Below are 22,105 nucleotides of genomic sequence, written 5' to 3' on the forward strand. Positions count from 1 at the left end.
AGCTCCTGGACCCTACGACATGAATTTCTTCCGGCGCATCCTCAAGTCCAAGTTCGGCGGGGTTTTCGCGGCCGTGTTCCTTGGCCTGATCGCGCTCGCCTTCGTCTCGGGGGACCTCACCTCGGGCGGCATGAACCTGTTCGGCCCCTCCTCCGCCGAGGTGGCGAAGATCGGCGGACGGACCATCACCGTCAACGACGTGCAGACCCGCACGCAGATGGTGTTCGAGCGGATGCGCAACGAAAACCCGGCTCTCACCATGGACCAGTTCCTTGCCGAAGGCGGGCTGCGCAACGTGGCGAGCGAGATGATCGCGATGCAATCGCTCATCGCTTATGGCGAGAAGCACGGAATGCAGATCAGCAAGGCGCTGATCGACGCCGAGATCGCATCCAATCCCGCCTTCGTGGACGCGACCGGCAATTTCAGCGAGACCGTGTTCCGCCAGATGCTGGCCCAGCAAGGCATTGCCGAGAAGGATCTGCGCGAGGACATCATCGCCAGCATCGTCCAGCGGCAGATGCTGGCGCCGGTGAGTGCCGGCGCGCGGACGCCCGCCAGCATGGTCCCGCCCTATGCGGCAATGTTGATCGAGGAACGCAGCGGCGAGATGATCTCCATTCCTTCCGCCGCGTTCGCACCCTCGACGCCGCCAGGCGATGCCGAGCTGCAGGCTTATTACCGCAGCAATCCCGGCCAGTTCACCGTGCCCGAACAGCGCAAGCTGCGCTATGCGACAGTGAACCTCTCGCGTTTCGAGGCCCAGGCCGCCCCGACGGAGGAAGAGCTTGCGCAGGCCTACAAGGCACGGTCGCAGGAATTTCAGGCGCGGCAGACGCGCGACGTGAGCCAGCTCATTCTCGCCACCGAGAACGCGGCCCGCGACGCCGCCGCCAAGGCCAAGGCCGGAACCCCGCTCGCCGATGTGGCGCGCGGCCTCGGCCTCGCCGCCACGCGGATGGACGGGCAGGACGAGAAGGCGCTTGCCAGCCAGACGACGCCGGAGATCGCCAAAGCCGTCTATGCTGCCGCGAAGGACGCCGTGATCGGCCCGGTGCGCTCACCGCTCGGCTGGGCGGTGGTGCGGGTGGAGGACGTGCGCGCCGTGCCGGGCAAGACGCTCGATCAGGCCCGCCCTGAGCTTACGGCCGAGATCCGCAAGTCCAAGGAACAGCAGCTTTTCAGTGCCTTCCTGAACGATATCGACGGCAAGATCGGCGAAGGCCTCAGCTTCGCCGAACTGGCCAAGGCGCACAACCTGACGATGGTCGAGACCCCGCTTGTTCTCAAGGACGGTACGGCGCTGCGCGATCCGGCCTTCAAGGCCGACGCGACGCTTGCCGCACTGCTCGACCAGGGCTTCTCCATGTCGGCCGACGATGATGCGCAGGTCGTCTCGGTAAAGCCCGACGAGGAAGCGGCCATTCTCGCGGTCGAGGACGTGGTGGCGGAGGGCCCGCCGCCGTTCAACGAAGTGAAGTCCGCCGTGCAGGTCGCATGGGGTCTTTCCAAGGGCGCGGAGCGCGCGCGTCAGCTCGCCACGCAGCTCGCGGCGGAGCTGGGCAAGGGCGCTGACCCGGCCGCTGTGCTCGCCAAACTCGGCCTCGCGCAGCAGGCGGAACGCCAGACACTCTCGGTGCGCCGCGCCGACATCAACAATCGTGAAGACGGCCGCATTCCGCCGCCACTTGAAGCCCTGTTCACCATCAAGGTCGGCGCAACGCGCCTGCTGCCGCTGGAGAACAACCAGGGCTTCTCGGTCGTGCGCCTGGACAAGATCACCCCGAACGATCCCTCACAGGTGCCGCAGCTGCTGGCTTCGACCCGCGCCGGGCTCAGCAATGTGCTGGGTGGCGAATATGCTCGCCAGTTCATGGTCGCCGTCCAGAAGGAACTGGGCGTCCAGCGAAACGAATCCGCGCTGGCGGCAGTCGAGAAAGCCTTGCGCAGCGCGAATGGCGGCGGCGAATAGGATCGGCGCTTGACCCGCAGCAACAGCAGCATGGAAGCCGCGCGCGCGGCGCTCTCCCACGGGCGGCCCGCGCTGCTCTGGCAACGCGTCATCGCCGATACCGAGACCCCCGTCTCGGCGGCGCTCAAGCTCATCGAGCCGGAACGCGGGGACTTCATCCTCGAATCCGTGGAAGGCGGTGCGGTGCGCGGGCGCTACAGCCTCATCGGGCTGGCACCGGACCTCGTCTTCCGCGCCACGGGCCGCACGAGCGAGATCAACCGGGACTGGCAGACCGACCGGGAAGCCTTCACGCCGCTCGGCACCGATCCGCTCGATGCCTTGCGCGCGCTCGTCGCCGAATGCCGGGCCGAAGTCGATCCCGAGTTGCCCCCGGCGCTCGCCTGCCTCGTGGGCTATTTCGCCTATGAGACGATCGGCCTTGTGGAGAAGCTCCCGCGCCCTGCGGACAATGGCCTGGGCACGCCGGACATGTTGTTCGTGCGCCCTACGGTCGTGCTGGTCTTTGACCGTCTGGCCGATGCCCTGACCATCGTCGCACCGGTCTGGTCAGCGCAGGAAGACCATATCGACCGCGCGCTGGAGGCGGCGCAGGACCGGATCGAGCAGACCGCCGCCCGGCTCGCCCGCCCTCTCCCACGCGCACAGGCGCCGGACTTCGACCCCGCCGACATCGCGGTGGAGCCAGTCCTCGGGCCCGGTCGTTATGCGGACATGGTGCGGGCGGCGAAGGATTATATCGTCGCGGGCGATATCTTCCAGGTCGTGCTGGCGCAGCGCTTTACCACGCCTTTCACGCTGCCGCCGATCGATCTCTATCGTGCGCTGCGGCGGATCAACCCGTCGCCCTTCCTCTACCATCTCGACTTGCCCGGCTTCGCACTCACCGGATCCAGCCCGGAAATCCTCGTGCGGGTGCGCGACGGGGAAGTCACGATCCGGCCGATCGCGGGGACGCGTCCGCGCGGCCGCACCGCGACGGAAGATGCCGCGAACCGCGATTCCCTGCTGGACGATCCCAAGGAACGGGCCGAGCATCTCATGTTGCTGGACCTGGGCCGCAACGACGTGGGCCGCGTGGCGGCCGCCGGCAGCGTGACGGTGACGGACAGCTACATGGTGGAGTTCTACAGCCATGTGATGCACATCGTCTCGAATGTCGTGGGCCGCCTCGCGCCGGGCAAGGATGCCCTGGACGCGCTGTTTGCCGGCTTCCCCGCAGGCACGGTATCCGGCGCGCCCAAGGTACGGGCCTGCGAGATCATTGCCGAGCTGGAACCTGAGACGCGCGGCCCTTATGCGGGCGGCGTCGGCTATTTCTCGCCGGACGGGAACATGGACAGCTGCATCGTCCTGCGCACCGCGCTGGTGAAGGACGGCGTGCTCCATGCGCAGGCCGGCGCCGGCATCGTGGCGGACTCAGAGCCCGCCTACGAGCAGCGCGAATGCGAGCACAAGTCCGGCGCGCTGTTCGCGGCGGCACGCGAGGCCGTCCAGATCGCGCGCGAGGGCCGGTTCGGGCAGTGAACCAGCCCCTTGGACCGGCGACGACGCTCTGATAGCAAGGGCCGGACAAGCCAGACGGGACGGCCATTCTTGGGACTGCACGATCACGCCCATGACAACCACGGCCACGACGGGGCCGATCAGCATGACCATGGCCCGGATCACGTCCATGGCCCGGGCGGCCATCATCACGCACCCGCATCCTTCGGCCGGGCTTTCGCGATCGGCATCGTGCTCAACACCGCTTTCGTGGTCATTGAAGCGGTTTATGGCTTTCTCTCCGGCTCGATGGCGCTGGTCGCCGATGCCGGGCACAATCTCTCGGACGTCCTCGGCCTCGTCATAGCCTGGGGCGCGACCGTGCTCTCGGCACGATCGCCCTCCAGCCGCTTCACTTATGGATTCAAGAGCTCGTCCATTCTCGCCGCGCTGCTGAACGCAGTGCTGCTGATGATCGCCGTGGGGGCGATTGCGCTGGAAAGCATCCAGCGCTTCATCAATCCGGCGCCCATCAACAGTGGCACGGTCGTCATCGTGGCGGGCATCGGCATCGTCATCAACGGCTTCACCGCATTGCTCTTCATGCGCGGCGGCAGGGACGACATCAATATCCACGGCGCCTTCCTGCATATGGCGGCAGATGCGCTGGTCTCGCTGGGCGTGGTGGTCGCCGGTGTGCTGATCGGCCTCACTGGCCTGCTGTGGATCGACCCGCTGACCAGCCTCGTGATCGTGCTGGTCATCACGATCGGCACCTGGGGGCTGCTGCGGGATTCCGTGAAGATGAGCCTGCTCGCCGTGCCGGACCGGGTGGATCACGAAGCGGTCGAAGCCTGGCTGCGCGCCCAGCCCGGCGTGACGAAAGTCCATCACATCCACATCTGGCCGCTTGGTACCACGGACACTGCGATGACGGCGCATCTCCAGATGCCGGACGGGCATCCGGGCGACGCCTTCCTGCAGCGGCTGGACGCGGAGATGAGCCGGCGTTTCCGCATCGGCCATTCAACGTTCCAGATCGAGATCGACGCTGCCGAGGGGCGCGTGCCCGGCTGCCCGGCCTGACGGCGCTCCGTTCAGCCGGGCTTGCGGCCGCTCGCCCACCACACACGATGCGGCACGAGCAGAGGCTCCGCACTGAAATCAGCGGCGAGCAGAGCGCGCAGGCGCTTTTCGAAGCGATCCGTCGCGGCCGGGTCGAGACTGGCGCGGATGCCCGCGCTGGCCCGGATACGCCCGCACCAGCCATCATGACTGTATGGCTGCGTCACATCGAAGGAGCATGTCTCGATATCCGTGAAGCCCGCACCGCTCAAATCGCCGGGCCATTGCGGATAGATGCCGGTGCCACCGCCCATGGTCCAGGCCGGGTTCGCCTCCAGGATCAGTCCCTCGGTCGCTTCCACGACGGAACCGCGCAATGGCAGCCAGTCGAAATGAGCAATGACCATGAGGCCGCGGGGGCGCAGCACGCGGAAGGCTTCGGCGGCGGCCTGCGCGCGATCGAACCAATGCCAGCACTGGCCGGCAGTCACCATGTCGAAGGCAGCATCAGGAAATGGCAGGCTCTCGGCCGTCCCCTGCCGATAGTCCACGGTGACGCCCGCTTCCCGGTCGAGTCTCGCTGCTTCGTCCAGCAGGGCCGGCGCCGGATCGAGCCCCGTCACACGCATGCCGCGCCGCGCGAAGCCCCGCGCCAGCGTGCCGGTCCCGGTCCCGACGTCGAGTATGGTGGCGACACCCGAAAGCGCACCAGCGCCAGCCACCCGGTCGACGAACGCCTCGGGAAAGCCTGCCCGGAAAGTGCCGTAGTCCGATGCCGTGCGTCCGAAATCCACCTGCGCGCCGAAACGGGCGGTAGCCTCGATGTCCGGGCCGCGATCCGCCGACGCCGTCCGCACACCGGGCTGGATCATGGCATCGCCACGAATGCACCCTGCGCCCGGTCCTTCACCACCTCGGCGGCACGAAACACCGTGCCGTTCATGGTGATGTAGACGCCCGGCGGCGCGATCTGCGCCGTCGCGAAGGCCATGCCCAGATTGAACGGCGCATCGCTCTCCGCAAAGCGGGCGGGCGCAAGCGCGCCAACCAGGACGACAGCACGGTCCTGCGCCAGCGGGGCCAGCTCCGCAGCCGTCTGCGTCATCGTATCGGTGCCGTGCGTGATGACGACAGGCCGGCCGGGCGCCGCCGCGACGCGCTCTGTGATGAGCGCGCGATCGGCATCGTCGAGATCGAGACTGTCCTTGCGCAGCAGTTCCACGATCTCGACCGGATGCGTAACCCGCGCAGCGTCGAGCACGCGCGCGAGAATCGACTCGCCAATGCGGTATTCGCTCAGCGCGTCGAAATAGAGCTTGTCGATGGTGCCGCCGGTGGTGAGCACGAGGATGGGATCGCGGGATTTGGTCATGTCTCGTCCATAGCGCGGAACACCGCCGCCCCGCTACCCGTGCGAAGCGATTGCGCACCGGCCCGCCAGCCCGTAGAGCAACGCGCCATGATCCTCGTCATCGACAATTATGACAGCTTCACCTGGAACCTGGTCCATTATCTGATGGAACTGGGCGCGCAGGTGGAAGTGGTGCGCAATGACGCCATGTCCGCCGGGCAGGCGCTGTCCAGCGGCGCGCAGGCCTTCCTGCTCTCGCCCGGGCCCTGCACGCCCAATGAAGCGGGGATCAGCCTCGATCTGGTGGCTGCATGCGCGGATGCCGGCAAGCCGCTGCTGGGCGTATGCCTCGGGCACCAGGCGATCGGACAGCATTTCGGCGGCACGGTCGTGCGTGGCGGACTGATGCACGGCAAGACATCGCCGGTGAGGCATGACGGCACCGGCCTGTTCGCGGGCATCCCCTCCCCCTTCATCGCGACGCGCTATCATTCGCTGATCGTGGAGGACATTCCGGAAGCGCTGATCGTGAACGCGACCAGCGAGGACGGCTCCGTCATGGGTTTCCGCCACGCGAGCCTGCCTATCCACAGCGTCCAGTTCCACCCCGAGAGCATCGCGACGGAACATGGCCATGCCATGCTGGCCAACTTCATGAAGATCGCGGGCATGAAGGTGACGGAGCGCGCCTGATCTTGCGGCGAAAAGCGGTTCCCACCCGTCACGACCCGTCCATCGCTTTTGAAGTTTGATCTTCTGCCATGCGGGCGCGCGAAGCGATGCCCCCTGCGTCGCAGACACCTGCCATATGGACAATGATTGTATTTCGTATACTAAACTTCGAGTCGAGGATTCGAAGGGGAAGCGGACATGCGCAGGCACTGGTTCATCGCGGCGGCACTGGTCGCCGCATCGGCATCCACGGGGGCGCTGGCCCAGAGCCCTGCTGACCAGCAGCTCAAGGCCCTCTACGACGCCGAGTGGCAGTGGCGAGTCAGCGAGAATATGGCGCGGGGCGAGGGTCCGCCAAATCCGCACATGCCGCATGTCGACGCCGCGTCGCAGGCGCGGCGCGCTGCTTACTGGAGCGATGCCCTCAAGAAGCTGGACGCCCTCCCGCTCGACCAGCTCTCGCCGGAAGAGCGCATCAATGCCGAAGTGTTCCGGGAAGCGCTGCAGGGCTTCCTGACCGAATATCGCTTCAAGGAATATGAGGACGCGTTCGGCTTCTGGACCTGGATGGCGCCCAATTATGGCTTCGGCTCGGTCGAGGGCTACAAGGCCTATCTGTCGCGCCTTTCCGAGATGCCGCGCTATGTGGACGAGCAGATCGCCAACATGCGCGCGGGAATCAAGCGTGGGTTCACGCGTTCGGCGATCGCCGTGAAGGGTCGCGAGAAGGCGGTGGAGCCGCTGGCGAGCACGGACGCCACAGCCAACCCCCTCTACCAGCCCTTCACCATGATGCCTGCCAGCATCCCCGCCGACCAGGTCGCGCCGCTACAGGCGCAGGGCAAGGCCGCCGTCGCTGAGACATCGAAGGCGTTCGCGAAGCTGCTGACTTTCCTCCAGACCGAATATATGCCCAAGGCCCGCACCGAGACCTCCGCCGAGGCGCTCCCGGACGGCAAGGCCTATTATGCCGCCAAGCTGCGGCAATATACCACGCTGGACCTGACGCCGGACGAGATCCACGAGATCGGCCTCAAGGAAGTGGCCCGCATCAAGGCGGACATGGACCGGACCATGAAGGAATCCGGCTGGACCGGCGATTTCGCGGGCTTCCTGCACTTCCTGAAGACCGACCCGCAATTCTACGCGAAGACGCCTTACGAACTGCTCGCCAAGTCCTCTTATGTCGCCAACAAGATCAATGGCGAACTCAAGAACACGATCGGCCTGCTGCCGCGCTATCGCTTCACCATCCGGCCAACGCCGGACAATATCGCGCCCTTCGCGACCGGCGGCAATGGCGGCCTCGAAAGCTGCAAGATGAACACCTACAATCTGCCGGCGCGGCCGCTCTATACCATCCCGCCGCTCACCGCGCATGAATGCGCGCCAGGCCACAGCTTCCAGGCCGCCCTGGCTCTGGAAGGCCCGGACCGGCCGGAGATCCGCAAGAACACCTATTTCTCCGGCTATGGCGAAGGCTGGGCGCTCTACATGGAATGGCTGGGCACCAAATGGGGCATCTATGAGACGCCTTATGACGAATTCGGCCGCCAGACCTACGAGATGTGGCGCGCCACTCGCCTCGTGATCGACACCGGGCTGCATCACAAGGGCTGGACCCGCCAGCAGGCCTATGATTATCTCAGGAACCACACGGCCCTGTCCGACCATGAGGTCACGATCGAGACGGACCGCTACATCACCAGCCCGGGCCAGGCCAATGCCTACAAGCTGGGCGAACTGCTCATCCGCCGCAAGCGTGCCGAGGCGGAAAAGGCGCTGGGCGACAGGTTCGACCAGCGGTGGTTCCATGACGTGATCCTTGGCCTGGGCGCGGTGCCCCTGCCCACGCTGGAGCGCGTGATCGACGAATGGATTGCGGACGGCGGCAAGAACCCCAATCCGGACCTCGTCGCGAACTGAGGCATGGAGCGGCGCGTGTCCGGCGCCGCTCTTCCTGCCGCGAGGGCGCCGTCCCCGCCCCGGCGGCTTTCCACCTTTCCCGGGTAATCCTCGCGCGCTGGCGAAACCGGGCATGAACGGGCTCGACTTTTTCGATCCACGGCCCTTATGGCAACGACCATGAGCGCGATGACCTCCCTGCCCGACCCCACCGCACCGCTACCCGAGGCGGACGCAGCCCGCGCCTTTGCGGCCATTCTCGATGGCACGGTCAGCGATGAGGCCATTGCCGCCTTTCTCGTCGCCCTCTCCGACCGGGGCGAGACGGCAACCGAAATCGCCGCCGCAGCGCGGGAAATGCGCGCGCGGCTGAGCCCTGTCACCGCACCGTCCGGCGCGATCGACGTGTGCGGCACCGGCGGCGACGGGCATCATACGCTCAACGTCTCCACGGCCGTCAGCCTCGTCGTCGCGGCATGCGGGGTGCCAGTCGCCAAGCACGGCAATCGCGCCGCCTCATCCAAGGCGGGCGCGGCCGACACGCTGGAAGCACTGGGACTCGATCTCGACCGCGCGGCGCAAACCGCCGAGCGCAGCCTCGCCGAGATCGGCATCTGCTTCCTCTTCGCGCAGAAGCACCACCCTGCCCTGGCGCGGCTGGGTCCGATCCGCCGCGCGATCGGGCGGCGCACCATCTTCAACCTCATGGGGCCGCTCGCCAATCCCGCCGGGGTGACGCGCCAGCTCATCGGGATCGCGCGGCCGGCCTATGTGCCGATCTATGCGCAGGCGCTCGCATCGCTGGGCGTCGAGCGGGCCATGGTCGTCTCGGGCGACGAGGGGCTGGACGAACTGAGCATGGCCGGAGGCAACGACGTCGCGGACGTGACAGCTGACGGTATCGTGGCGATGCGCCGCGTGAGCGCGGCCGACGCCGGGCTGCCGTCCCACCCCATCGATGCCATCCGGGGCGGCGACCCGGCGTATAACGCGGCGGCGCTGCAAGCGCTCCTGCTGGGCGAGCATGGTCCCTATCGCGACGCCGTGCTGCTCAACGCGGCCGCGGCGCTCATGGTCGCCGGACGCGCGGAGACGTTGGTCGAGGGTGTCGCGCAGGCGGCCGAGGTCATCGACAAGGGCCTTGCCAAGGCCCTCCTCCAGTGCTGGATCGCTTACGAATGAACAAGCTCGACGAAATCTGCGCCACCAAGCGCGAGGAAGTTGCCGCGCGCAAGGCGGCGATCAGCCTCGCGGACCTCGAGAGACGCGCCGCCGCGCAGACGCCGCCGCGCGGCTTCCGCCGGGCGCTGGACGAGAAAGTGGTCGCAGGAGGCTATGGCCTCATCGCCGAGGTGAAGAAGGCCAGCCCTTCCAAGGGGCTCATTCGCGCCGATTTCGATCCGCCGGCTCATGCCCGCGCTTATGAAGCCGGCGGCGCGGCCTGCCTCTCCGTTCTGACCGATGCACCCTATTTCCAAGGCCATGAGGATTATCTGGTGGCCGCCCGCGCCGCCTGCGCCCTGCCGGTGCTGCGCAAGGATTTCATGGTCGATCCATGGCAGGTCCTGGAAAGCCGCGCGATCGGCGCCGACGCGATCCTCATCATCGTCGCAGCCTTGAGCGACCAGCAGATGCGCGAGATCGAGGACGTCGCTATCGGCCTGGGCATGGACGCGCTGGTGGAAGTGCATGATGCCCACGAGTTGGAACGGGCGCTTACCCTGCGCTCGCGCCTCATCGGCGTCAATAATCGCAATCTCAAGGACTTCACCGTCGATTTTGCCCGAACATATGAGCTGGTGGGCAGCGCGCCGCAGGGCTGCACCTTCGTCGCCGAAAGCGGCCTCACCACACGCGCCGATCTCGATGCCATGGCAGAGCATGCTGTGCGCTGCTTCCTCGTTGGCGAATCGCTCATGCGGCAGGCGGACGTCGAATCCGCAACCCGCGCGTTGATCGGCGCCGCATGACCGGGCTCAGCCATACCGACGAAGCGGGGGCCGCACGCATGGTGGATGTCTCCGCCAAGGCGGACACTGCCCGCACCGCTGTCGCGACCGGCCGGATCGACATGAATGACGCGGCGCGCGGCGCGATTGCCGAGGGAAGCGCCGCCAAGGGCGATGTGTTCGCCGCGGCACGCATCGCCGGGATCATGGCGGCCAAGCGCACGAGCGACATTATTCCACTTTGCCACCCGCTGCCACTCACTGGCATCACGCTCGATCTTGCGCTCGACGAGAAAGGCGCGATTGCCACGGCGACCGTGAAGACGGCAGGCAAGACCGGGGTGGAAATGGAGGCGCTCACGGCCGTTTCTGCAGCCCTCCTCACCTTGTATGACATGCTCAAGGCAGTCGACAAGCACATGATCATGAAGGACATTCACGTCTCTGCAAAGAGCGGCGGAAAATCCGGCGACTGGTCGGCATGAACCTGCTCCCCGTCGAGGAGGCGCAGGCCCGGCTGCTCGCGATGGCGAGCCCCCTGCCCGCCTGCCTCGCGCCCCTCGCCGAGGCTGCCAGCCGCTACCTTGCCGAACCGCTCGCCGCCGCGCGCGATCAGCCCTGGACGGATCTCTCCGCCATGGATGGCTATGCCATGCGCCATGCGGACATGCCCGGCCCCTGGCGCGTCGTGGGCGAAATGGCGGCGGGTGCCGTACCGGGCCGTGCGCCTCTTGGCGAAGGCGAGGCGATGCGCATCTTCACCGGCGCGCCATTGCCGCCCGGTGCGGACACGGTCGTGGTGCAGGAGGACGTTCACGTCGATGGAACGCTGGTCCGCCTCACCGGCGAGGGACCCAGGGGACGGGGACGCCATGTCCGTCCGCGCGCCAGCGACTTCGCACAAGGCGCTACCCTGCTGCCCGCCGGCATCCGCCTCGGCCCAGCTCAGGTCGCGCTGGCCGCACTGGCGGGACACGGAGCGATGCCGCTGGGGGGGCGCCCGCGCATCAGCATCCTTTCAACCGGAAGCGAGCTGATCCCGCCCGGCGCGCCTTGCCCGCCGGGCCGCCTGCCCGCCTCCAACGGAGTCATGCTGCGCGCGATGGCCGAGGGTGCCGGCGCGACCGTGGCCGGGGAAACGCTGGTTCCCGACGATCTCGGCTTGCTGACACAGGCCCTGCGGCACGCCGCCGAAGCGGATGAGGCGCATGTCATCGTCACCTCGGGCGGCGCCTCGGTCGGCGACCACGATCTCGTCCGGCCTGCACTGGAAGCCGCGGGCGGCAGCATCGATTTCTGGCGGATCGCCATGCGGCCGGGCAAGCCGCTGATCGTGGGCAGGATCGGCGGCGCCATCCTCCTCGGCCTGCCGGGCAACCCCGTATCGGCCATGGTGACCAGCGCACTGTTCCTGCTCCCGCTGGTCCGCCACCTCGCAGGCGCCGCCGAACCGCTGCCCCGGACGCGCGACGCGGTGCTTGCCACCGACATGCCGGCGGTGGGCGGCCGCACCGATTTTGTGCGTGCGACCGTGGCAGGCGAGACCGTCACGCCCATCGCGTTCCAGGACAGCGCGGCCATGCATGCGGCCGCCAGAGCGAATGCGCTCATCGTCCGCCCCGCAGCTTCGCCCGCGGCCCGTGCCGGCGAAAAGGCCCCGATCCTCGACTGGCCCGCCCTCGGCCTCGCCGGCTGAGCGATCTCCTGCGATTTTCCCCAACGGACTCGTTGACAAGCCCGCTCGCGCCCGCTACCCGCGCCCACCTACCCAACAGGCAGTCCACTGCCCCGTGCCCAGATGGCGGAATTGGTAGACGCACCAGCTTCAGGTGCTGGCGATCGCAAGGTCGTGGAGGTTCGAGTCCTCTTCTGGGCACCAATCCTGGCTCTGGATACGTCCAGCAGCGTCCAGTAAGCGGCTGGTTTCACAGCATTTTTAGACCGAGAATCGCCAGACACCGTCCGGCGAAATCCGGCTAAGAGCACCAGCAGCAGCAACAAATGTTGCTCTTTTTGGGGCTCTCGGATCGACCCGGCTTTGCTGGGAAACCGACCATGCTGACCTACATCCAGATCAATGCCGCAAAACCGAGGGACAAGGCCTGGAACCTCTCCGATTCTCAAGGCCTCTACCTAATCATCCAGCCAAACGGCTCGAAGCTTTGGCGATTTCGATATCGCTTTCTTGACAGACAAAAGACCCTTCACCTCGGTGGCTGGCCGCAGATCAGCCTCGCTGATGCTCGGACGCGGCGAGACGACGCCAAGAAGCTGGTCGCCAACGGGATCGATCCGGCGCTGGAAAAGAAGCGCGCGCGGATCGCCGCCAAACATGCTGCGGCGAACACCTTTGAGGCTGTGGCCCAGGAATGGCTGGTGAAGTGCGAACGGGACGGCCTCGCGCCGGTGACGATCGAAAAGATCAGCTGGCTGCTCGACAAGGCCTACCCAATGATCGGCAACATCCCGATCGCCCAGATCACGCCCCATGAGGCGCTCGCCGTCCTGCGCAAGATCGAGGCCACGGGCGCCTACGAGAGCGCCCGTCGCATGCGCAGCGTCCTCAGCCGGGTGTTCCGCTATGGCGTGGCGACGGTCCGTTGCGACAAGGACGTCGCCGCCGACCTTCGCGGCGCGATCGCGGTGCCGAAGGTGAAGCATTTCGCTGCCATCACCCGACCTTCCGAGGTCGGTACGCTGCTCCGAGCAATCGATGGCTATACCGGGCACAAGGTGACGGTCATGGCCATGCGCCTGTCGCCGCATGTGCTGCTACGTCCCGGCGAACTCCGACAGGCCGAGTGGACCGACATCGATTTCGACGAGGCTATCTGGTTCATTCCGGCCGAGCGGATGAAGATGCGACGCCCGCACCGCGTCCCGCTCTCGCGACAGGTGATCGAGATGCTCAAGGAGCTTCACGAGCACACGCATTGGTGGAAGTATCTGTTTCCGTGCCTCGGCAAGCCGCGCAAGGCGATGTCGGAGAATGCCGTCAATCAGGGCCTGCGCAAGCTTGGCTACACGACCGACCAGATGACCGCACACGGATTCCGGGCGATGGCAGCGACGCTGCTCAACGAAATGGGCGAGTGGAACCCCGACGCTATCGAACGACAGCTCGCACATGTCGACACCAATCAGGTCCGGCGCGCCTATGCGCGCGGCGAGTATTGGGACGAGCGCGTGCGGATGATGCAGTACTGGTCCGACTATCTCGATACGCTGCGGGACGGCGGGAAAGTGCTGTGGGGCAGCTTCGGCAAAGACGGAACTTCCGGCTGAATTTTCTTTCCGGCGCTGACACGGGGCAGCATCGTCTCGTGTCAGCGCCACTGACCGCTTTGCCGGTCACTCCCGACATTGCGACCGCAGTATCGGTCATTCCCCGTGTTTCGTACCGCTGCCTGACGCGGACATGGCTGAAGCCTCGTTGCCCGTCAGGACCTTCAGGCTCCGATACTGGACGAGCGTCGCGCGCCCGACCTTCGTTGTTTCAAGGTCGCCGGACTGGATGAGCTCGTAGATCCGGGATCGGCTGAGACCTGTAATCCGGACGGCCGTGGACACACGCACCGTCAGGGGCTCAATCTTCTTTTCCCATCCCCGCTCGATCATTTCTGCCCCCTTAGCGCAGCGTCACGGGCCCTGAGAAATCCGCGATCGGTTTCAAGGAATGCCGCGAGCATCGCGGGAATGAGTTCGGTCAGCGGCTCGGGTGCGCCATAGGCTTGCTCATAGGCACGGGCATAAGCCTTGAGCGCCTGATGCAGCTCGGGTGAGAGCGTGATGCCGAGCTTGACCGGCGTCCGATCGGGAAGCTTTCCCAGTTTCAGGTCCGCCATGTCAGTCTCCTTGTTCATGCCAGGGCGCCAGGATCAGATCCTTGTGAACGACCAGGCGCACGGGCGCGCCGGGCCGGATCGTGATAGTCGGCTGGATGTTGAGATTGCGCTGGGTGATCCGGTCGCCGGCGCGCGATACTGTATCCTGTGTCGCCATGCGGAGCGCCTTCACAAGATCGCTCTGACCGGAGAAGGCCAGCTCGGAACTGACGCCGAGCAAGGTCGACAGAGCGACGCCTTTCAATAGCTGCCAAGTGTGAAAATCCACCTTGTCCTGCAATCCGGCATAGCCGGAGGGATCGGTCGCCGGCACGTTGTCGATACGAAGCGAGCTGCCGTCTGGCAGCATGATCCGTTGCCAGACGACCAGCGCACGCTTCTGCCCGAAAGCCACCACGCTGTCATAGCTGCCGATTAGCCGCGCGCCCTGCGGCACGAGCAGAATACCGCCGGTGGCGCTGTCATAGACATTCTCGGTCACCTGGGCGGTGACCAGCCCGGGCAGGTCAGATCTGATGCCCGTTATGAGGCTGGCCGCGATCACACTGCCGGCCGACAATGTGTAAGGCGACGGGGCCGGGACGAGTGGGTGCGGATTCGTGTCACCGCGCGGATCGAGGCCGCTCACGAATTCGGCCTTGCGCCCCTGGGCGTTTGGATCGCGCTCGGGATCGAGCGCGACCTTGCCATTGTCCGCCGAGGAGGCCGGCGCGGGGGCGGCCGGCACCGCAGGCAGGCTGTCGACTGTGCCGCTACCCTGCCGGCTCTGCACCAGCACATCCGATTCCCGCGCAGCTTTCTGCTCGGCGATCCGGCGCTCGCTGTTGGCCGCGTCGATCTGCTGCGCCTGCTGATCTATCGGGCCGGCCATCGCAGCCATGGCCTGCTGATGCTCGAGGATCGGCCTGCCGAGATCGCCCGGCAGCGGCGGACCCAGCCTTGGCACATCGCCATAGCTGGCCGGCGCTCCCCTCAGCGCATCGCTCGTCAGACGTGCATTCGGCTGCGACAATTCTTCCTGAGCATCGAGGTGCCGGAATATGCGCGGCTTCAGTGCCAGCCAGGCGACCGCAATAAGACTGGCGGAGCCGATCGCGGCGATGGCGATGATGATGCCGCGCCTGAACCGGATCGCGCGCGGCGGCCTGGCGCGCAAGACCAGCGTCTCTGGGTCGACCTTGGGCGCGGGCTGGAGGGCTGCTTCGCTCATGATCCCCTCCGACGCCGGCCGTTGTCGCTCGCGCGGGCGATGCGGACGATCTGCTGATGCCTGAGCCCCAGCCGCAGCTCGGCCATGTCGAACAGGCGATCGACCACATAGAAACGGCCCTGGACGCGGTAGTTGACGAGGCTTGCCTCGCCTCTCGCATCGACGAGGAACAACGGCGGCGCTTCGCCGGTGCCCAGGCTCGCCGGGAACTCGATGAAAGTCTGCCGCCCGTCGTCGAATGCGCGCAGCGGCCGCCAGGCCGGATTGTCGCCGGTGATCGCATAGCTGAAATTGAGCTGCTCGACCGCAAGCCCCGAGGCGACCGGCCGGGCGGCCGCAGCTTCGGCCTGCTGGCGCCGGATCGCGATCAGCTCATCCTGCGGATAGGTCCAGGACAGCGCCGCCATCGCGGTCGTCGCGGTGCTTTCCATTTGCAGATGATAGGCGCGCCGGTCCGTAGTGATGATGAGGTTGGTCGACAGGCCGGCCGCGAACGGCTTGACGAGGATGTGTGCGCGTTTCGTGTCGCCGGTGCCGCTGCTCGTATCGCCGACCGTCCAGCGCGCGGTGTCTCCCGCGGCGATCGAGACGATCGTCTCCCCCGGCTGAAGCGCGATGTCGGACACGTGCTCGGGCGCCGCGAAGAGCCGGTAGAGCACGCCGTCGCTATAGGGGTAGATCTGGACGGCGTTGATGAAGGCGTGCGCGGCCGGTTCCTGCGTTGCCTGCGCGTTTGCCGCACGCACGCGCAGCTCGGCCGCCGATGGTCGCGCCCGCCGATGCTGGACAGGCGGTGTCGCTGCCACCGGCACCGGGGGAGCTGGCGGAATCGCTGTCGGGGCGGCAGGCGGCCTCGCTGCGGCAGCCTGCGGCTCGACCGTCGTCGGGGGCGTAGCTTGGGCATGGGCGGTGGCGGCCAGCACGGCCGTCGCGAGGATCGCATATTTCATGGACGGGTCTCCGGTTGGGGCTGCGCGGGAGCATCAGGGTTGGCGTCGAGCGGGGAGCCGAGTGGCAGATTGGCCGGAGGCCGCGGTGGTGCCGGGGCCGGCCGGTCGGCCGGCGTCTCAAGCTCGCGACTCCAGTCGATCGCATCGACATAGAGGCCGAGCGGATTCTTCCTCAGCGTGTCGGCTGTCTTCGGCGGCCTGACCGTCACGGTGAGGATGGCTGTCCAGCGCGACCTGCCTGCGAGCGCGCCGCGCTCCCAAGCCGTCTCGGTCCATTTCACCTGAAAGCTCGTGTCGGATGCGCGCACAACGCTCGTCACCTGAACCGACACGGTCCTGTCGCCGAGACCCGCGAAGGGATTGGCCGAGCGGGCATACTCGCCGAGGAAGACGCTTCCACGCGTCGTCACGAAATCATAGGCTGACAGCCAATTCTGGCGCATCAGCACGGGATCGAGCGAGCGACCGCGGACATCCGCGATGAAGCGGCTGAGGAACCAGGCGATCTGCGGATCAGTCGGCCGATATGTCGCATCCGCCGGACTGACAGCGCGGGGTTCTCCGAGCTGGTCCACCTCGACCACATAAGGGACAACGCGGCTCTGCATCGACTGCCACAGCAGGCCGCCGGACAGCGCGGCAGCGAGGCCCAGCCCGCCGAATGCCATCAGCCGCCAGTTGCGGGCCTGGACGCGGGCTGAGCCAATCCTTTCGTCCCAGAGCTGGCCGGCACGCTGAAACGGTGTTTCCGGTTCGGGGGTTCGTCCATAACGCTGGACCGGACGCCTGAAGATCATGAGGATCAGTCCTCCCTTTGCTTGATGTCGGGGGTGGCGCCATGACCGCCGCGGTCGCCGGATTGCAGCGCATGGATCGCCATCTGACGGTGATGACGGGCGGCCTGCGTGGACTGGAGCCGGCGTGCCCAGCCGGGGGGCCTATCGGATACCGGCCCGCCTGCGGTCGCGCCGGCTGACGCGGGCGCGGTGCTCCCCGTTGCCCAGGCCGCTTGCTGGCCCCGTTCGGCAGCGGCGCGAACGCCGAAAGCATTGTTCAGGCGCTGCGCCGCTGTACCGCGCGCGGCTGTGGCGAGGCCGCCCAGACCAGCACCGACCGTGTTGGAGCCGGATGTTTCCTGGCCGAGCCTCCAAGCCGTGGACGCGGCTGATCCCATCGTAGTGCCGGCGCGGATCGCGCCAAGGCCCGCGCCCGCGAAACCCCGCGCCGCGGAGACACCGGCACCACCAGCGGCGGCGAATCCGCCTGCCGCCAGTGCTGTCGTGGCGATCGCCGATCCGGCACCGAGCTGTGGGGCGCCTGCGACCAGGCCGGACGCGATGCCGGGGCCGAAAATGCCAAGCCCGAACAGGGCGAGGCTCGCCAGCACGAGGCTCATCGCCTGCCCGATGTCGGGTTCCTGACCCTGCAGCGCGGTCGTGAACTGGGTGAAATAACTGGAGCCGATGCCGACGATGACGGCGAGCACCATCACCTTGATGCCGGAGCTGACGACATTGCCAAGCACCCGTTCGGCGAGGAAGCTGGTGCGGTTCCAGAAGGCGAACGGCACGAGGATGAAGCCGGCCAGGCTGGTCAGCTTAAACTCGAGGATCGTCACGAACATCTGCACCGCAAGGATGAAGAAGGCGAGGATGACGATGACCCAGGCGATCAGCAGGATCATGATCGTCAGGAAATTCTCGAAGAAGCCGGTGAAGGTGGTGAGCTTCGATGCCTGATCGAGCAGCGGCCAGGCTGCCGAAAATCCGATGCCGGCGAGACGGCCGGGTTTCAGGAGATCGTCCGCCGTCAGCGTGCCGCCGCCCGCCGTGAGCCCGGCCTGCGCGAACGAGCGGAAGATGATGTCGGCGAGCGTCGAGAAGCTGTTCAGGATGAACGCGAAGGCACCGATATAGAGCACCTTGCGGATCAGGCGCCCCAGCACATTGTCTTCGCCGCCCAGCGCCCAGAACAGGCCAGCCAGGGTGATGTCGATCGCGATCAGCGTGCGGGCAAGGAAGCTGACATCCCCGCCGAGCACACCGAACCCGCTGTCGATGTAGCGGATGAACGCCTGCATGAAGCTGTCGATGACGTTGAGGTCGTTCAAATTCGTTGTCCTGTTGAAGCGGGATGCCGCGGGACGTGCCTGGGGAGCTGAGGGCGACACGCCCCGCGGCGACGGCGGCGGGAGGCGAACCGCCGCCGCCTGATCCGGCGCAGCCTATTGGGGGGTGTAGGCGTTACCGGAACCGAGGAACCTGGCGGTTGCCGCCTGCCCGTCCGCCTTGGACTGCGCACGCTGCGCCTGCTCGATCGCCTGCGCGCGATATTGCGCGGCCATCAGGTTCTGAATCTGGAACTGCTGCTTGGCGGTGAGCGCCAGAAGCTGGTTGGTGGCCTGTTGCGCCTGAAGCGCGCCCTGTGCGCCCTGGCTGCGCGCGACGATGCCGGCGAGCGCCTGCGCGTCAGTCTGCACATTCTCGACAACCTGCGACTGGACCGTCATGGTCTGCTGGAATGCCGCCTTTGCCGTATCCATGCGGGCGCGGGCACTCTGCACCTGCTGGTTGGTGGTGAATGCCTGGTTCAAGCTGTCGGGGAAAAGCTGGTGGAACTGCTGGTCGAGATTGGCGACACGGAACTGGATGCCCTGCGCCTGTCCCATGAGCTGGTCGATCTGCTGGATTGTCTGGGTGATCGTCTGAAGCTCGGGAAAGCTGATCGTCGTCAGGTTTTTCGCCTGGTAGATGAGACTCTGCGCCTGGTTCTGCAGCATCTGGATCTGGTTGTTGATCTGCTGCAGCGTCCGGGCGGCCGTCAGGATATTCTGGCTATAGTTCGAGGGATCGAACACGGTCCATTGCGCCTGGGCAGGCGTGCTGGTGGTCACAGCGATGATGAGCGCGCCGGTCGCGCCGAGACCGAGCGCGGACGCGATCAGATATTCGCGTGGGACGATACGCATTACAGGACTCCTTCTTTGGGGGCATGGGGGGCGGTAAAGTCAGCGAGCAGCTCAGCGGCCCAGTCGAGGCCAGTGGAAGCGAGGAAGTGGGTCGCGAACTGATCCGGCCCTTGCTCGGCCAGGATGCTGTCGATCCGCTCCTGCGTGGCGGGATCGGACGCACCGCACAGCGCCAGCGCAATCGGTCCCAATCCCAGCTCGAACAGCCGATTGCCCCGCGCCGATTGCAGATAATAGTGCCGCTTCGGCGTGGCGCGGGCGATCAGTTCGATCTGGCGGTCGTTGAGACCGAACCGCTCATAGGCGGCGCGCGCCTGCGGCTCGATCGCGCGATCATTGGGCAGCAGGATACGCTGCGGGCAACTCTCGATGATGGCCGGGGCAATGCTGCTTTCGGCCACGTCGGCGAGGCTCTGGCTGGCGAAGACGACACCGACATTCTTCTTTCTGAGCGTCTTCAGCCATTCGCGGATGCGCGCGGCGAACAGCGGATGGTCGAGGAACTTCCAGGCCTCGTCGAGGATGAGCAGCGTTGGCCGTCCGTCGAACCGCTCCTCCAGGCGGTGGAAGAGATAGGTCAGCACCGGCGCCACCGCGCCCGTGCTGTTCATCAACGTCTCGGTCTCGAAGCACTGCATATCGGCAAGCGCGAGCCGGCTTTCCGCCGCATCGAGCAGCCGTCCATAAGGGCCTTCGAGCGTATAGCTGGCGATCGCGGACCGGAGCGCATTGGACTGAAGCAGGAGGGCCAGGCCGGTGATTGTCCGTTCATCGGGCGGGGCCGACGCCAGGCTGCCAAGTGCCGACCAGACCGCTTCCTTGATGGCCGGATCGACCACAACCTTTTGCTGGTCGAGCAAAGCCACGATCCATTCGGACGCCCAGGCCCGTTCCGCCATGTCGTCGATCGCGCGCAGTGGCTGGAAGGCCAGACCGCCCTCGTCGTCGCCGGACCCGAGCGCGTGGTGAGCGCCACCGCATGCCAGCGTCGCAGCGCGGGCCGAACGCCCCATGTCGAAGATATAGATCTGGCTCGCTGCATAGCGCCGGAACTGGAGCGCGATCAGCGCCAGAAGAACCGACTTGCCGGCGCCCGTCGGCCCAACGACCATCATGTGACCGACGTCGCCGACATGGGTCGAGAGCCGGAACGGGGTCGAGCCAGCGGTCTGCGCCACGAGCAGTGGCGGCCCGTCGAGATGAGCATTGCGCGCCGGTCCCGCCCATACCGACGAGAGCGGCATGAGATGGGCCAGGTTCAGCGTGTGGACGATGGGCTGGCGGACATTGGCATAGGTCTGGCCGGGGAGCGACGACAGCCATGCCTCGACCGCGTTCACACCCTCGCGGATCGTGGTGAAGCCCAGCCCGTTGATGATCCGCTCGACGTTGCGGACCTTGTCCTCCACGCGCACGCGATCCTCATCCGCCACGGTGATCGTGGCGGTGAGATAGCCGAACGCGACATGATCGCCGCCCAAAGCCTGCAGCGCGAGATCGGCATCGATCACCTTGTTGTCGGCATCGCTGTCGAGGAGCTGCGCCGGCTGGTTATACATCACCTCGCGCAGCAGCGCGGTGATCGACTTGCGCTTGTTGAACCATTGCCGCCGGAGCCTGGTCAGCACCCTGGTCGCATCGGCCTTGTCGAGACTGATGAAGCGCGTCACCCAGCGATAGGGAAAAGCGGCCTCATTGAGCGCGTCGAGAATGCCCGGCCGGCTCATATTCGGGAAGCCGGTGACGGTCAGGGTGCGGATATGACTGAGCCCCAGCATCGGCTCGAGGCCACCGATGAGCGGCGTGTCGGCCAACAGTCCATCCAGATAGATGGGCGTATCGGGCATCGCGATCGGATGCGGCCGCTCCGATATGGCGCCATGCAGATAGGTCAGCGTTTCAGCCGAGGAGAGCGCGCGCATCTCGGGCATGAAGGCGCCGAACAGGTCGAGCGCGCGATCGGTTTCGGCGACGAAAGATGCGAGCACGCTGCGCCAGTCGCGGCCTTCATGGGCATCGGGACGCTCCACAAGCGACCGGCCGGCGGCGTCGCTGCTATCGGCGGGCGGCAGCCAGACCAGCGTCAGATGGAAGCGGCTCTCATAATGCTCGCCTTCGCCTTCGAATCCAGCGCGCCGTTCCTCATCGAGCAGCCAGGACGCCGCATCGGGAAAGGCGCTATCGGGATAGCCTTGGCTCTCGCGCCGTTCCGCCTCGAAGAACAGCGCCCACCCGGTCCCGAAGCGTTTGAGGACATTGTTGGCCCGCGCGCAGGCCGAGATCAGCTCCGCTTCGGTCGCGCTTCCGAGGTCGGGGCCGCGAAACGCCAGGGTGCGCTGGAAGCTGCCATCCTTGTTCAGAACGACGCCGTCCGCGACCAGCCCCGCCCAGGGCAGATGGTCGGCCAGACGGTCGGCGCGGTGGCGATATTCGCGCAGGTTCAGCATGTGAAATGGCTCCTCTGCCTGAGATGGCGGATGAGGACTGGCGCGAAATCGGGGTCACGGCGGGCGGCGAACACGGCAAGGCTGTGTCCGGCCGCCCACAGCACCAGCCCCGCCACCCATTGCTGGAGACCGAGACCGATCGCGGCCGCGATCGTGCCGTTCACGATCGCGATCATCCGCGGTGCGCCGCCCAGCAGGATCGGCGAGCCCAGGGCGCCGTGAATTGGCGCCTCGAAGCCCTCGATGTGGGCCCCGGCGATATGCGGCGAAGCTGGCATGGCGGTCG

General features: G+C 66.5%; 21 protein-coding genes and 1 tRNA gene. 11 read left to right on the forward strand and 11 right to left on the reverse strand.

What is annotated here, in order from left to right; genetic code table 11:
* The first annotated feature begins 19 nt into the window (after positions 1-19).
* From SLG_RS12805 to SLG_RS12815, 3 genes are all read left to right on the forward strand, one after another.
* Positions 20-1,972 (forward strand): peptidylprolyl isomerase, encoded by a 1,953-nt coding sequence (locus SLG_RS12805; protein ID WP_014076903.1) that lies wholly within the window; start codon positions 20-22, stop codon positions 1,970-1,972.
* Positions 1,973-2,002: 30 nt separating this feature from the next.
* On the forward strand, positions 2,003-3,499 hold the full coding sequence (gene trpE, locus SLG_RS12810) for an anthranilate synthase component I (protein WP_041393293.1): 1,497 nt from the start codon (positions 2,003-2,005) through the stop codon (positions 3,497-3,499).
* Between the two features lie 69 nt (positions 3,500-3,568).
* A complete protein-coding gene (locus SLG_RS12815) occupies positions 3,569-4,543 on the forward strand; it encodes a cation diffusion facilitator family transporter (protein WP_014076905.1) in 975 nt (324 codons plus the stop codon).
* 11 nt (positions 4,544-4,554) lie between these two features.
* Here SLG_RS12815 and SLG_RS12820 read toward each other — a convergent pair whose 3' ends face one another.
* Together SLG_RS12820 and SLG_RS12825 are read right to left on the reverse strand one after the other, a co-directional pair.
* Entirely contained in the window at positions 4,555-5,394 is an 840-nt protein-coding gene (locus tag SLG_RS12820) for a class I SAM-dependent methyltransferase (RefSeq protein ID WP_014076906.1), read from the reverse strand.
* A complete protein-coding gene (locus SLG_RS12825) occupies positions 5,391-5,894 on the reverse strand; it encodes an asparaginase domain-containing protein (RefSeq protein WP_014076907.1) in 504 nt (167 codons plus the stop codon). The genes SLG_RS12820 and SLG_RS12825 overlap by 4 nt, the downstream gene beginning before the upstream one ends.
* 87 nt (positions 5,895-5,981) lie before the next feature.
* On the opposite strand from SLG_RS12825, the gene SLG_RS12830 reads away from it, so the two are divergent.
* The 8 genes from SLG_RS12830 (at position 5,982) to SLG_RS12865 (ending at position 13,684) form a co-directional block, all read left to right on the forward strand.
* Positions 5,982-6,566 carry an anthranilate synthase component II gene (locus tag SLG_RS12830; protein WP_014076908.1) on the forward strand — a complete coding sequence of 195 codons (585 nt, stop codon included), beginning with the start codon at positions 5,982-5,984 and terminating at the stop codon, positions 6,564-6,566.
* 177 nt (positions 6,567-6,743) lie between these two features.
* On the forward strand, positions 6,744-8,471 hold the full coding sequence (locus SLG_RS12835) for a DUF885 domain-containing protein (protein ID WP_014076909.1): 1,728 nt from the start codon (positions 6,744-6,746) through the stop codon (positions 8,469-8,471).
* 168 nt (positions 8,472-8,639) lie between these two features.
* Positions 8,640-9,632: an anthranilate phosphoribosyltransferase gene (trpD, locus tag SLG_RS12840; RefSeq protein WP_041393297.1), complete on the forward strand. Its 993-nt coding sequence runs from the start codon at positions 8,640-8,642 to the stop codon at positions 9,630-9,632.
* On the forward strand, positions 9,629-10,420 hold the full coding sequence (trpC, locus tag SLG_RS12845) for an indole-3-glycerol phosphate synthase TrpC (protein ID WP_014076911.1): 792 nt from the start codon (positions 9,629-9,631) through the stop codon (positions 10,418-10,420). Before trpD ends, trpC begins: the two co-directional genes overlap by 4 nt.
* Positions 10,417-10,884 carry a cyclic pyranopterin monophosphate synthase MoaC gene (gene moaC, locus SLG_RS12850; RefSeq protein WP_014076912.1) on the forward strand — a complete coding sequence of 156 codons (468 nt, stop codon included), beginning with the start codon at positions 10,417-10,419 and terminating at the stop codon, positions 10,882-10,884. Before trpC ends, moaC begins: the two co-directional genes overlap by 4 nt.
* Positions 10,881-12,095, forward strand: coding sequence for a molybdopterin molybdotransferase MoeA (locus SLG_RS12855; RefSeq protein ID WP_014076913.1), 1,215 nt, complete (start codon positions 10,881-10,883; stop codon positions 12,093-12,095). The genes moaC and SLG_RS12855 overlap by 4 nt, the downstream gene beginning before the upstream one ends.
* Positions 12,096-12,191: 96 nt before the next feature.
* A tRNA-Leu gene (locus SLG_RS12860) sits at positions 12,192-12,278 on the forward strand.
* 176 nt (positions 12,279-12,454) lie between these two features.
* Complete coding sequence (locus tag SLG_RS12865) at positions 12,455-13,684, forward strand: tyrosine-type recombinase/integrase (protein WP_014076914.1); 1,230 nt, start codon at positions 12,455-12,457, stop codon at positions 13,682-13,684.
* A gap of 96 nt (positions 13,685-13,780) precedes the next feature.
* On the opposite strand, the gene SLG_RS12870 is transcribed toward SLG_RS12865, so the two are convergent.
* The 9 genes from SLG_RS12870 to SLG_RS12910 all read right to left on the reverse strand — a co-directional run bounded on the left by SLG_RS12870 (position 13,781) and on the right by SLG_RS12910 (position 22,097).
* A complete protein-coding gene (locus SLG_RS12870) occupies positions 13,781-14,017 on the reverse strand; it encodes a hypothetical protein (RefSeq protein WP_014076915.1) in 237 nt (78 codons plus the stop codon).
* Positions 14,014-14,244: a DUF2274 domain-containing protein gene (locus SLG_RS12875; RefSeq protein WP_014076916.1), complete on the reverse strand. Its 231-nt coding sequence runs from the start codon at positions 14,242-14,244 to the stop codon at positions 14,014-14,016. The genes SLG_RS12870 and SLG_RS12875 overlap by 4 nt, the downstream gene beginning before the upstream one ends.
* Position 14,245: 1 nt before the next feature.
* Positions 14,246-15,454 (reverse strand): TrbI/VirB10 family protein, encoded by a 1,209-nt coding sequence (locus tag SLG_RS12880; protein WP_014076917.1) that lies wholly within the window; start codon positions 15,452-15,454, stop codon positions 14,246-14,248.
* Complete coding sequence (gene trbG / locus SLG_RS12885) at positions 15,451-16,404, reverse strand: P-type conjugative transfer protein TrbG (RefSeq protein WP_014076918.1); 954 nt, start codon at positions 16,402-16,404, stop codon at positions 15,451-15,453. The genes SLG_RS12880 and trbG overlap by 4 nt, the downstream gene beginning before the upstream one ends.
* Entirely contained in the window at positions 16,401-17,201 is an 801-nt protein-coding gene (trbF, locus tag SLG_RS12890; RefSeq protein ID WP_014076919.1) for a conjugal transfer protein TrbF, read from the reverse strand. Before trbF ends, trbG begins: the two co-directional genes overlap by 4 nt.
* Before the next feature lie 5 nt (positions 17,202-17,206).
* A complete protein-coding gene (gene trbL, locus SLG_RS12895; RefSeq protein ID WP_014076920.1) occupies positions 17,207-18,514 on the reverse strand; it encodes a P-type conjugative transfer protein TrbL in 1,308 nt (435 codons plus the stop codon).
* A 114-nt stretch (positions 18,515-18,628) separates the two neighbouring features.
* Positions 18,629-19,372 carry a P-type conjugative transfer protein TrbJ gene (trbJ, locus tag SLG_RS12900; protein ID WP_014076921.1) on the reverse strand — a complete coding sequence of 248 codons (744 nt, stop codon included), beginning with the start codon at positions 19,370-19,372 and terminating at the stop codon, positions 18,629-18,631.
* Positions 19,372-21,819, reverse strand: a complete 2,448-nt coding sequence (trbE, locus tag SLG_RS12905) for a conjugal transfer protein TrbE (RefSeq protein ID WP_014076922.1) — start codon at positions 21,817-21,819, stop codon at positions 19,372-19,374. The genes trbJ and trbE overlap by 1 nt, the downstream gene beginning before the upstream one ends.
* Positions 21,813-22,097: a VirB3 family type IV secretion system protein gene (locus tag SLG_RS12910; protein WP_014076923.1), complete on the reverse strand. Its 285-nt coding sequence runs from the start codon at positions 22,095-22,097 to the stop codon at positions 21,813-21,815. The genes trbE and SLG_RS12910 overlap by 7 nt, the downstream gene beginning before the upstream one ends.
* Positions 22,098-22,105 lie beyond the last annotated feature (8 nt).

The sequence above is a fragment of the Sphingobium sp. SYK-6 genome, assembly GCF_000283515.1.
GTDB lineage: Bacteria > Pseudomonadota > Alphaproteobacteria > Sphingomonadales > Sphingomonadaceae > Sphingobium > Sphingobium lignivorans.